At 30.1% G+C, this 12,081-nt stretch carries 12 protein-coding genes; 7 read left to right on the forward strand and 5 right to left on the reverse strand.

Translation table 11 applies throughout. The annotated features are described in order from the left end of the window. Nucleotides 1-37: 37 nt before the first annotated feature. The 4 genes from H0I29_RS04435 to H0I29_RS04450 all read right to left on the reverse strand — a co-directional run bounded on the left by H0I29_RS04435 (nucleotide 38) and on the right by H0I29_RS04450 (nucleotide 5,500). Nucleotides 38-616 carry a hypothetical protein gene (locus tag H0I29_RS04435; RefSeq protein WP_218754554.1) on the reverse strand — a complete coding sequence of 193 codons (579 nt, stop codon included), beginning with the start codon at nucleotides 614-616 and terminating at the stop codon, nucleotides 38-40. Nucleotides 617-761: 145 nt separating this feature from the next. Beyond that, nucleotides 762-1,139, reverse strand: coding sequence for a TraR/DksA C4-type zinc finger protein (locus tag H0I29_RS04440; RefSeq protein WP_165731815.1), 378 nt, complete (start codon nucleotides 1,137-1,139; stop codon nucleotides 762-764). A gap of 5 nt (nucleotides 1,140-1,144) precedes the next feature. Beyond that, a complete protein-coding gene (gene ileS / locus H0I29_RS04445) occupies nucleotides 1,145-4,552 on the reverse strand; it encodes an isoleucine--tRNA ligase (RefSeq protein WP_218754555.1) in 3,408 nt (1,135 codons plus the stop codon). Nucleotides 4,553-4,735: 183 nt separating this feature from the next. After that, entirely contained in the window at nucleotides 4,736-5,500 is a 765-nt protein-coding gene (locus H0I29_RS04450) for a TerB family tellurite resistance protein (RefSeq protein WP_218754556.1), read from the reverse strand. Nucleotides 5,501-5,854: 354 nt separating this feature from the next. On the opposite strand from H0I29_RS04450, the gene H0I29_RS04455 reads away from it, so the two are divergent. From H0I29_RS04455 to H0I29_RS04480, 6 genes are all read left to right on the forward strand, one after another. After that, entirely contained in the window at nucleotides 5,855-6,265 is a 411-nt protein-coding gene (locus H0I29_RS04455; protein ID WP_165731812.1) for a BrxA/BrxB family bacilliredoxin, read from the forward strand. A 77-nt stretch (nucleotides 6,266-6,342) separates the two neighbouring features. Beyond that, nucleotides 6,343-6,582, forward strand: a complete 240-nt coding sequence (locus H0I29_RS04460) for a hypothetical protein (protein WP_218731667.1) — start codon at nucleotides 6,343-6,345, stop codon at nucleotides 6,580-6,582. Between the two features lie 102 nt (nucleotides 6,583-6,684). After that, a complete protein-coding gene (locus tag H0I29_RS04465) occupies nucleotides 6,685-7,641 on the forward strand; it encodes a hypothetical protein (RefSeq protein ID WP_218731668.1) in 957 nt (318 codons plus the stop codon). Between the two features lie 85 nt (nucleotides 7,642-7,726). Further along, nucleotides 7,727-8,815, forward strand: a complete 1,089-nt coding sequence (locus H0I29_RS04470; RefSeq protein ID WP_218754557.1) for a hypothetical protein — start codon at nucleotides 7,727-7,729, stop codon at nucleotides 8,813-8,815. 11 nt (nucleotides 8,816-8,826) lie between these two features. Next, nucleotides 8,827-9,669 (forward strand): universal stress protein, encoded by an 843-nt coding sequence (locus tag H0I29_RS04475; RefSeq protein ID WP_218754558.1) that lies wholly within the window; start codon nucleotides 8,827-8,829, stop codon nucleotides 9,667-9,669. Between the two features lie 72 nt (nucleotides 9,670-9,741). Then, nucleotides 9,742-10,401, forward strand: a complete 660-nt coding sequence (locus tag H0I29_RS04480) for an HD domain-containing protein (RefSeq protein ID WP_218754559.1) — start codon at nucleotides 9,742-9,744, stop codon at nucleotides 10,399-10,401. Between the two features lie 10 nt (nucleotides 10,402-10,411). Here H0I29_RS04480 and H0I29_RS04485 read toward each other — a convergent pair whose 3' ends face one another. Next, the gene (locus tag H0I29_RS04485; protein WP_165731806.1) at nucleotides 10,412-11,284 is read right to left on the reverse strand and encodes an AraC family transcriptional regulator; all 873 of its coding nucleotides are present in this window, start codon (nucleotides 11,282-11,284) and stop codon (nucleotides 10,412-10,414) included. Between the two features lie 208 nt (nucleotides 11,285-11,492). Between H0I29_RS04485 and H0I29_RS04490 the strand changes: the two genes are divergently transcribed. Beyond that, the gene (locus H0I29_RS04490; RefSeq protein WP_218754560.1) at nucleotides 11,493-12,059 is read left to right on the forward strand and encodes a hypothetical protein; all 567 of its coding nucleotides are present in this window, start codon (nucleotides 11,493-11,495) and stop codon (nucleotides 12,057-12,059) included. Nucleotides 12,060-12,081: the final 22 nt, after the last annotated feature.

A 12,081-nucleotide genomic window follows, 5' to 3' on the forward strand; every position in this document is an offset into this window, starting at 1 on the left:
TTAATTTGTGTTCACAAAAATAACAATAATATTGCGTTTATTCGGCTGTTAAGAAAATATTAGCTTTTGCAGAGTTTATACGAATTTCTTTCATAGATTTTGCTACTCTTTTCTGATATGTTTTTTCAACTAAAACATCGTTAATTACTATTTTACCCATATTAGAAACAATATCAATACTAGTGTTATTTGAACTCGCATATAAATTTCCGTCATACATTTTTACTGCTAAATTCTCAATAATTGTATGCAATTTTAAAATTCCTTTTTCAATAAAAATATTTAAATCTCCTTTATAGCTTTTAGATTCAATATTTATTTCATCGCCAAAAACAGTAATCTTTTTATTGCCTGGAACTTTAAGAACTACACTTGCTCTTTGTAATCGTTCTGTTATAAATTTTCTAAACACCTTATCTTCTGGTAAACTTTCTGGTATTTCAAATTGAATCTTTAAGGTGTTAAACTCTTCCTTGTAAAGAATATGTTGTTTTGTTATATTTTCTGCAATTAAATAGACTTCTATAAAGTTAGAGTCAGAATTTTCTATTACAAAACTATCTAAACCATGTGTAGAAATTTCTATTTCTTTTAATTGAGTTTCAAACTTTTTCACCACTTTCTTTTGAGATAAAATGTGGGTAGAAATCAATAAAAAGAAAAACACTATTTTCAGATGCCTTCTATTAAACATAATCGTAAAGTTATAAAAACAAAAAAAGCTTCCCTAAAGAAGCTTTTTAATTATGATAAGTAATTTATTATTGTTTGCGTTTAGCTTCTATGCTTAAAGTAGCATGAGGTACTATTCTTAAACGTTCTTTCTGTATTAATTTACCTGTTACTCTACAAACACCATACGTCTTGTTTTCTATACGTAACAAAGCATTTTTTAAGTCTCTAATAAACTTTTCTTGTCTAATAGCTAGCTGAACATTTGCTTCTTTGTTCATCACTTCAGAACCTTCATCAAAAGACTTAAATGAATGTGAAGTATCATTTGTACCGTTATCTGAATCATTTTTATAAGCAGCTTTTAACAACGCTAAATCTTCATTTGCTCTTGCTATCTTCTTGTCTATAATTGCTTTAAACTCTTGTAAGTCTTCCGCTGAATATTTTTGTTTTACGTCTGACATAAATCTTACATTTTTTCTATTAATATTCTACTTTTTATGGTATCAAATTCAATTTCTGTACCATTATTTAACTCATCTACAAAAACCAATTCCTTAGTTAATGTTTCACTCATTATGTAGTCTTTATTATCCGTGATAGATTTTTGTAAGTTCTCGAAATTTAAAACCGTTAATTTTATTCTATCTGTTACTTCTAAACCTGTGTCTTTACGTGCATTTTGGATTCTATTTACCAATTCTCTGGCAACTCCTTCTTTACGCAAATCTTCTGTTATAGTAACATCTAAAGCAACTGTTAACGCCCCTTCATTTGCAACTAACCACCCTTCTATGTCTTTAGATGATATCTCTACGTCTGAGAGTTCTAAAATAATATTTTTTCCATTAACCTCAAGAGAAATGTTTTTATCTTTTTCTATTTTGTTAATATCTTCTTGGTTAAACTTTTGCACCTCAGCAGCTATAAAACGCATATCTTTTCCAAACTTAGGGCCTAATGTTTTAAAATTAGGTTTTATTTGTTTGATTAAAATATCTGAAGCATCATCTAAAATTTGAATCTCTTTAATGTTTACTTCATTTTTAATAAGATCTGCAACCGCTAAAATTTCTTCTTTCTGTTGTTCATTATCAACAGGAATCATAATTTTTTGTAATGGTTGACGCACTTTAATCTTTTCTTTTGCTCTAAGTGATAAAACTAAAGAAGATATAATTTGTGCATTTTCCATTTTACGCTCTAAACTCTTATTTACAAAACTTGCATCATATACAGGGAAATCTGATAAGTGAATACTTTCTGATGTTTCTTTACCCGTTACAGAATTTAAATCTTGATACAATCTGTCCATAAAGAACGGCGCAATTGGCGACGCTAATTTTGCAATTGTATTCATACAAGTGTACAACGTTTGATATGCAGAAATTTTATCTGTTTGATAATCTCCCTTCCAAAAACGTCTTCTACTTAAACGCACATACCAGTTACTTAAGTAATCTTGTGTAAAGTCACTTATTGCTCTAGCGGCTCTTGTTGGTTCGTATTCTTCGTAGAACTTATCTACTTTAGCAATTAAAGTATGTAATTCTGATAAAACCCAACGGTCTATTTCTGGTCTTTTTTCTAAAGGAATATCTGCTTCTTCATAAGAAAAACCATCTAAATTTGTATATAAAGTAAAGAAAGAATAGGTATTATATAAAGTTCCGAAGAATTTACGTTTTACCTCTTCAATTCCGTCTAAATCGAATTTTAAATTGTCCCAAGGATTTGCATTTGCAATCATGTACCAACGTGTTGCATCTGCACCATAGGTAGATAATGTTGTAAAAGGATCTGTTGCATTTCCTAAACGTTTAGACATTTTATGTCCGTTTTTATCTAAAACTAAACCGTTAGAAACAACGTTTTTATAGGCAACAGAATCAAAAACCATTGTTGCAATTGCATGTAAAGTATAAAACCAACCTCTGGTTTGATCTACTCCTTCTGCAATAAAATCTGCAGGAAAAGATTCATTTCCATCAATTTTTTGTTTGTTTTCAAAAGGGTAATGCCATTGTGCATAAGGCATAGAACCAGAATCGAACCATACATCAATTAAATCGCTTTCACGCTTCATTGGTTGTCCGCTTGCTGAAACTAATACTATTTCATCCACAATGTTTTTATGTAAATCTATTTTTGCATAGTTTTCTTCTGAGTTGTTATCAACTTCAAAATCTTCAAAAATATCTTTTGCTAAAACGCCAGCTGATACAGCCTTTGCCATTTCTTCTTTTAATTCTTTAACAGAACCAATACAAATTTCTTCTTTACCATCTTCTGTTCTCCAGATTGGTAATGGAATTCCCCAGTAACGAGAACGAGATAAATTCCAATCGTTTGCATTTGCCAACCAGTTTCCAAAACGTCCGGTTCCTGTAGATTCTGGTTTCCAGTTAATGGTTTTGTTTAAAGAGTGCATTCTATCCTTAACATCGGTTACTTTAATAAACCAAGAATCTAATGGATAATATAAAATTGGCTTATCAGTTCTCCAACAATTTGGATAACTGTGCTTGTATTTTTCTACCTTAAAGGCTTTATTCTCTGTCTTTAACTTAATAGCCAACTCAACATCTATAGATCTTTCTGGCGCTTCACCATCAGGATAATATTCGTTCTTTACATATTTACCTGCAAATTCGCCCATTTCTGGTCTAAATTTTCCTTGTAAATTTACTAGAGGAACTAAATTATCATTTTCATCTTTCACCAACATTGGCGGAATTGGTGGTACCGCTTGTTTTGCAACCAAAGCATCATCTTGACCGAAAGTTGGTGCTGTATGCACAATTCCTGTTCCGTCTTCTGTTGTTACAAAATCTCCTAAAATTACTCTAAAAGCATCCTCTGGATTGTCATTTGGCAAACAGTAATTTAAAACTGGTTCGTATTTAATATTTACTAAATCTTTACCAACAAATTCTTTTATAACGTGATAAGGTATTTTTTTATCACCAGAATTATATGTTGATAATTCTTCTGTAGTTCCTACTTCAACATTATTTTTACCTGCAAATTGTTTTCCAACTAATTTCTTAGCAAGAATTACTTTGATCGGTTCAAAGGTATATTGATTAAAAGTTTCTACTAAAACATATTCAATTTTAGGTCCAACTGTTAATGCAGTATTAGATGGTAATGTCCAAGGAGTTGTTGTCCAAGCGATAAAATAAACCGTTCCTTCATTCTGTAAAAAGTCTGGAAGCGTATTTTCTACAGCTTTAAATTGTGCAACAATTGTAGTATCAGTTACATCTTGATATGTTCCTGGTTGATTTAATTCGTGAGAACTTAAACCTGTACCCGCTTTTGGCGAATAAGGCTGAATTGTATATCCTTTGTAAATTAATTTTTTATTGTAAATCTCTTTTAGCAACCACCAAACAGACTCCATATATTTAGGTTCGTAAGTAATGTATGGATCTTCCATATCTACCCAATACCCCATTTTATTGGTTAAGTCATGCCAAACATCTGTATATTTCATTACCGCTTTTCTACAAGCTGCGTTATAATCTTCTACAGAAATGGTTTTTCCAATATCTTCTTTGGTAATTCCTAATTCTTTTTCTACACCCAATTCTATTGGTAAACCATGTGTATCCCAACCAGCTTTACGCTTTACTTGGTAGCCTTTCATGGTTTTATAACGTGGAAAAATATCTTTAATAGCTCTTGCTAAAACATGGTGAACTCCTGGAAGTCCGTTTGCAGAAGGAGGGCCCTCAAAAAATACAAAAGGTTTTGCATTTTCTCTAGAAGATACACTCTTTTCGAAGATGTTATTTTCTTGCCAATAGCTTAAGATTTCTTCTGCTACTTTTGGTAAGTCAAGTCCTTTATACTCAGGAAATTTCGCTTTCATTTTCTGTCTTTTCTAATAAGATTGCGAATTTACTGAAATTCTTCTAATTTTTAAGTTTGTTTCTAAAGAAGTTACAAAGCATAAAAAAAGTTACAAAATTGAGAAGAAACGAAATGCCAAACTTCGTAAACGCTGCAACTTTGTAACTCTTTAACTTTGTTACTTTAAAACTTAAAATGAGATCTACATACCTCTCTCGTTTTTTATCTTTTCATACGCAGCTTGTATGCTTTGAAATTTTTCATTTGCTCCTTTTAAATGCTCTTCTCCTAAGCCTTGTAATTTATCTGGATGGTATTTTTTTACCATTTTTCTATAACCACTTTTTACTTCTGCATCTGTAGCTGTCTTTTCTAGATCTAAAATTTTATAAGCGTTTTCTGAAGCATCATGAAACATTGCTTTTATAGACTCAAAATCGTTTTGGTTGATGTACAAATAACCAGCCATCTTTCTAATTTCTTCTATTTCAGACGCTGCTACAAAGCCGTCTGCTTTTGCAATACCGAATAAGAAATGTAATAATTGTAAACGAGATGCGTGAGACATATTTTGTCTAATCTGTATACAAACTTGACGTGCAGAAACTTCCTTTTTTATAATTCCGCTAAAAAGCTTAAAGGCATTGTTAGCTCTTTCTTTACCGTACATCCCAACAAATTGAGAACGTACAAAGTCTAATTCTCGCTGATCTACTTTTCCGTCAGATTTTATAACTATGGATGCCAAAACAAGCAAACTCATTTCAAAATCTCCAGATTGTGTATCTGTAGCACTATTTCTACCACTAGATTGTCTGGTTCTTTCGTAATCTAGTTGTTCTTGTGTAAGGTCTTTTATAGAAAAACCATCTACAAAACTACCTACTGCAAAACCAATGGCTGCACCTATTGGACCTCCAAAAGTAAATCCTAATCCTGCTCCTAACCATTTTGTAAAACTTCCCATTATTTATTTTTTATTTGAAGCTACAAAGTTACAAAGATATTTAGTTGAAATTTAAAAGGTTTTAAATTTTATGTAATTGGCAAGTACTCCTTTGCATGAAGGATTGAAGCATTTGTTTGAGCTCTTTTTTGTTTTTCTCAAAAAAAGCGAGTGCTGAAAGCCTGACGATTTTTAAAAAAAGTGCAGTGTAAACGGAACTTTGTTTTAAAAATGGGCATGCCCAAAGAATAGACAATCATTTCTATTGATATAAAAAGGCATCAATTTTATTGATATTTCTATTGAGACAACTATTTTTATAAAGTTGACTTTTCTTTAACTTATACCTATCTTTGCATTTTAAAATTAGAAAATATGTATCCAGAAGAATTAGTAAAACCAATGCGCGATGAGTTAATTAACGCAGGTTTTGAAGCATTATATACAAGTGAAGACGTTGAAAACGCAATGTCTAAAAAAGGAACTACTTTGGTAGTGGTAAACTCTGTTTGTGGTTGTGCTGCAGGTACGGCAAGACCAGGTGCTATTGCTTCTTTAGGAGCAGATAAAACACCAACAAACTTAACAACTGTTTTTGCAGGTGTAGAAAAAGAATCTACACAAAAAGCACGTGAGTTTATGATTCCTTTTCCAGCATCATCTCCAGCAATGGCTTTGTTTAAAGATGGTAAATTGGTGCACATGTTAGAGCGCCATCATATTGAAGGAAGATCTGCACAAATGATTGCACAGAATTTAGCACAGGCTTACGAAGAGTTTTGCTAGGCTTCTAAAATTATATTATACAAAAAAAATCCACTTAATAATATAGGTGGATTTTTTTTTCAATAACATTACTTATTATGGCTTCAGAATTTTCTACATACACCAAAGAAGAACTTATAACGAAACTAAAAAAGCAAAAAAACTTTTTTATTATTAAAATAGTTGTCATTCTTTTAATGGTGGTATTTGCTGTTTTTTCTACCATTGAAAACGGTACTTCTTTTCATACCTTTTTACCTTTGTTTTTTATACCGATGTCTATTTATATGTATGTTGATATCAAAAACATAAAAAAGGAACTGGCTTTAAGAAAATAACTTCTACTACCCCAAACTTTATAGTATAATAATAATTACTTAACATTTACTGTTTTGTAATAGTATTCCTTTGAGTTAAATTATAACTAATTTAATTTACCTATGGAATTAACAGTAATGTATTTAGGTTTTTTCTTAGCAGCGTATTCTGTTGTAGGAAATGACACCATACAGACATTAGGAACCTTTTTAAGTTCTAACGAACGTAAAAAATGGTGGGTGCTATGGCTTTTTGCTGGTGGTATACTTGCTGTAACATTAATCTACGGTTACGTTACTCATAATGGGGATGTTTCTTACGGAAGGTTGGCAAAATATCCTTTACCACAACCATTTGCTTGGTACTACATTCTACCTCCTATTGTTTTAATGCTGTTAACACGTACTGGAATACCGGTAAGTACCTCTTTTTTAATTCTTACATTTTTTAATGCAAAGAATTTAGAAGATATGGTTACAAAATCTGTTTCTGGTTATTTACTTGCGCTAACAGCATCTATTGTCTTATACCTAATTATCTCTAAATCGGTTGAAAAGAAATTTATTGAAAACCCAATTACAGAAAAACAAAGAAATATTTGGACAGCCTTACAATGGTTATCTACAGGTTTTTTATGGTCGCAATGGCTAATTCAAGACTTTGCTAATATTTATGTGTACTTACCAAGACAATTAAGTGTTTGGGAGTTAATAGGTTCTTTAGTTATTATTTTAGGTCTTTTGGCTTACATTATAAAATCTAAAGGAGGTGCAATACAAAGCATCATTCGCTCTAAAACAAATACAGTAGATATAAGATCTGCTACATTAATAGACTTTACGTATGGTATTGTTTTATTCTACTTTAAAGAACTAAACAATGTACCAATGAGTACAACTTGGGTGTTTATAGGAATTTTAGCTGGTAGAGAAATTGCCTTAAACTTTGTATTGCGTAAAAACGAAGCTCGTAGAGATATGTTTAAAAGTTTAGGAGTAGATTTATTTAAGGTATTAATAGGCCTTATAGTAAGTATTGCACTTGTGTATGGTGTAAAATTTATAGCAACTTCAATTTAACAATCATTCTAAATTAAAACCAATGTATTTTAAATTTAAAACTTGCATTATATTAGTTTGTCTACTTTCTTTTACGAATTTAACAATGGCACAAAGCCAAAAAAACGGAATAGATACCGATGAAAAAGGAATCACTATTGCAGATTTTCTTCAAATGTCTGGTAATTGGTTTATCGCTTATAGAGATGGTATTTCTCAAACACAAGCAGATGACGAAATAGGTATTACAAACGATCATCAGAGTGCTTTTGTTTTAAAAAGGAGTTATTTCACCTTAAAAAAAGACCTAAACAAAACCTATTCGGTACGTTATACGATGGATTTAACTGTTGATAGAGATGGACCCGATGCCGGAAATATAGAAACGCGTTTAAAATATTTATATGTAAAAGCAAAACCAAATTTTAATAGTGATGTTTTTACAGGAAACTGGGTAGAAGTTGGTATGGTACATACACCTTGGTTAGATTTTGAACAAAAAATAAATACCTACAGAGTACAAGACAATATGTTTATTGAAAGAAATAGAATTTTTAATTCTGCTGATTTCGGTATCACCTACGGAGGAAATATTGGTCCTGCAATGGATAAGGAGTTTCTAAAAGAAGTAAACGGTGCTATGCCTGGTAAATACGTAAGTTATGTAGTCGGTTTATTTAATGGTGGAGGATATTCTGGTGAAGAAAACAACAATAATAAAGTGTTTTCGGGACGTTTATCTGTTAGACCGTTTGCCAATAAATTACCAGAATTACATATAAGTGGTTATTTTAATGTTGGAAGAGGAAATAGTGAGTACAATCCTCAATTTAATCAGGTATTAGGGTTTATTGCCTATACAGGAAAACAATTAACTTTAACAGGACAAATGCACAGCGGTATAGGTGATTTTAGAGGAGAATATGTAGATGAAAACGATTTTAGTAAAGCAATTGAAAATGATGGATATAGTTTTTTTGGAGAATATAAAATTAAAAAATCACCTTTAGCTCTTTGGGCAAGATATGACTCCTTTCATTTAGAAACTTTAGACGATGCGAATACAAAACGTTTTATTGGAGGGCTTTCTTATACTGTAAACAAATATCTAAGATTGGTACTAAATGCAGAACATAACAACAAAACATCAAACGAAAATAATATTTACGAATTAAATCTCGAAGTATCTTTCTAAAACTAAAAATTATGAAAAACATATTATTTCCAACAGACTTTTCAGAAATTTCTTTAAATGCCTTTGCGTATGCAATGGAATACGCACAAAAGCTAGATGCTACCTTAATTATATATCATGCCTATCATGAAGACATATCGGTAGATGAAAAAACACAATCTATTTACGAAAAAATTGACATTGATAATTTTAGAAATAAAAAAGATAAATTTCCGCCTTTTCAAAAGCTGATAAAAGCAAGTAAAAAAGGAGACTTAAAAGTAAAATACATTGTTGATGAAGGTGTTTTTTCCGATTCTCTATTTAAATATGTTGCCAAACGTGATGACAAAATTGACATCATTATAATGGGAACTAGCAAAGGAAAAAATAGCAGCCTTTTTAGTATTTTTATGGAAACCAATACCATTAAAATTTTAGAAGAAATAGACAAACCTGTAATCGCAGTTCCAGAAAACGCAAAATTTGATGGTTCTCTAGACAATATTATGTTCTTGGTAGATTATAGAGATGAAGAAATTGAACCTTTAGAGAAAATAACCAAAGTTGTTAAAGAGTTTAGTGCTCAATTACACGTTGTACATTTCGATTTAGCTCATGGTGAATCTATTTCTCCATTAATGGATAACTTTAGACAGAACTTAACTTTAAAACATAAAAAAACCAAATTTGTGTCTATTGATACTTTACATTTAAAAACATCTTTAACAGATTATTGTACCGAAAATAAAATAGACATGGTTTGCTTATTAAATCAAGAACGCAACTTATACCAACGTTTATTTACCTTTAGTTTAGCAGAAGATTTAATCAATCATATTGATATCCCTGTAATGGCTATTTATAAAAAGTAATAGATACAAGTATCTAGTTTAAAATTTAAAATCTCAGGTTCATGTTAATCTGAGATTTTTTACTTTTGTAACATGGATAAAGACAACATCATACTAAATACTATAAAATTTGTAAAAGAAACCTTAAAAGATGCCGAAGGCGGACATGATTGGTTTCACATAGAACGTGTCTATAAAAATGCAGTTTTAATTTCTAAGGATGAACATGTAAATGCTTTTATAGTTTCTTTAGGTGCGCTATTGCATGATATTGCAGATCCTAAATTTTATGATGGAGACGAATCTGTTGGTCCTAAAATAGCAACAAAATTTTTAGAAGAACAAAACGTTTCTAAAGACATAAAAGGGCATGTTATAAATATAATAAAACACATATCTTTTAAAAACTCTTTAGAAACTAGTGGTAAAAAATTTACTTCTAAAGAATTAGAAGTTGTGCAAGATGCAGACAGATTAGATGCTATTGGAGCCATTGGTATTGCGCGTTGTTTTAATTATGGTGGATTTAAAAACAGGGCTTTGTATAACCCAGAAATTCCACCAAATCTAAATATGACTAAAGAAGAGTATAAAAACTCTTCCGCTCCAACAATCAATCATTTCTACGAAAAATTATTGCTATTAAAAAATAAAATGAATACTGTTACTGGACAGCAAATTGCTGCAGAAAGACATTCTTTTATGGAATTATTTCTGAAGCAATTTGATGATGAATGGAATGGAGTGAAGTAATTAGAAAAGCTTAATTCTGAATTAAACTCATCATTTCACTTCTATATTTTGAAGCAGATTTACCTGTAAACTCTTTAAACAATTTATTAAAGTGAGAAAAGTTATTAAAACCACATTCAAAACAAATATCTGTAATACTCGTTTGGCTTTCAGATAATAATTTAGTTGCATGTACAACTCTATATTCATTTACCAATTTAGTAAATGTTCTACCTGTTGTTTTCTTAAAAAACCTACAAAACGCAGGAACCGTCATACTTACAAGATCAGAAATTTCATCTAAACTAATATGTTGGTTAAAGTTTTCGTTTATATGTTTAAAGATTACATCTATTTTACTACTGTCTTGTGGTTGCGTCTCAAAAGCATAACCATCTGCATTCAATAAAGTATAATCATCTGATTTAGAAAGTGTATGTAGAATTTCTAACAAAATCAACACTTGTTTAAAACCTTCTTTTTCAGATAATTTTTCAATTTTTGGACCTAATTTTTGTTTTGTTTTTACACCAAAAAGAATTCCTTTTTTGGCTTTTTCAAATAAAATACTAATAGGTTTCATTTCAGGAACTTCAAAAAACTCATTTCCTAAAAAGTCTGGTTTAAATTGTACCAAGGTTTCAGAACCATTGGTTGTTAGTCTATCTGTAAAACCATTATGCGGCAAATTAGATCCTATTAATAATAACTGACTATTATTAAAGTAAGACAAATGATTACCAATATGTCTTTTACCCTTTCCCTTATTCACATAAACTAATTCGATTTCTGGGTGAAAATGCCAGAATGCTTTTATTTGCTTCAAAAACTCTGTATGTTTTTTTACAAGTATTGAGCTTCCAAAATCGGGACTAATTTTCTCTAAAGTAGGTTTAACGTTCATAAATAGTACTATTTAACGGCAAATTTACGACACTTAACACTAAAAAGCTGTATAAAATTAACAAAATTATAGACTAAATTATCTTTACTTTCTTTTAACATAAAAATAACAGTTAATCTAGTACACAAACCCACCAATTTAGATGTTTTCTAAACAGAATTGCTGCCATAAATTTGCAGTGTTATTAATCATATAAATGACAAATAAAATGAAGAAAATTATATTAGTTGCTTTAATGTTCGGAACATTAATTAGTTATGCAAACGAAAACATCAATACTGAAGACTCAAAGAAAACTGTAAAGGTTGAATTTAATAATGTAAAAAAAGGTCAGACTTTAACCATTAAAGATAGTAACGGTTTAACTGTTTACAATAATGAAATTCAAAATTCTGGAGACTATTCTAAAACATTTGATTTTTCTGCTTTAGAAAATGGAATTTACTCTGCTGAGTTAAATAAAGACTTCGAAATTGTTATTAAACAATTTAATGTTGAAAATGGATTGGTAACATTTTTAAACAATAAAGATCAAAAAATATTTAAACCAATCATTAGAACTGAAGGTGAATTATTATTAATATCAAAAATTAATTTTAACAATGAACCTTTAGAAGTTTCTCTTTACTATAATGATGAAGCTGTACTTTCTGAAACCTTATCTGGGGACAAAATTTTAAAAAGAGTTTACAAATTGTCTCAAAAAGAAACTGGTGTTTATAAAGTAGTTATTAGTTCTGATGAAAGAACTTATTCAAAAGAATTTAAAATATAAAAATTTAGTTAATTGTTTCGTC

It is taken from the genome of Polaribacter sp. R2A056_3_33 (assembly GCF_019278485.1).
Classification (GTDB): Bacteria; Bacteroidota; Bacteroidia; order Flavobacteriales; family Flavobacteriaceae; genus Polaribacter.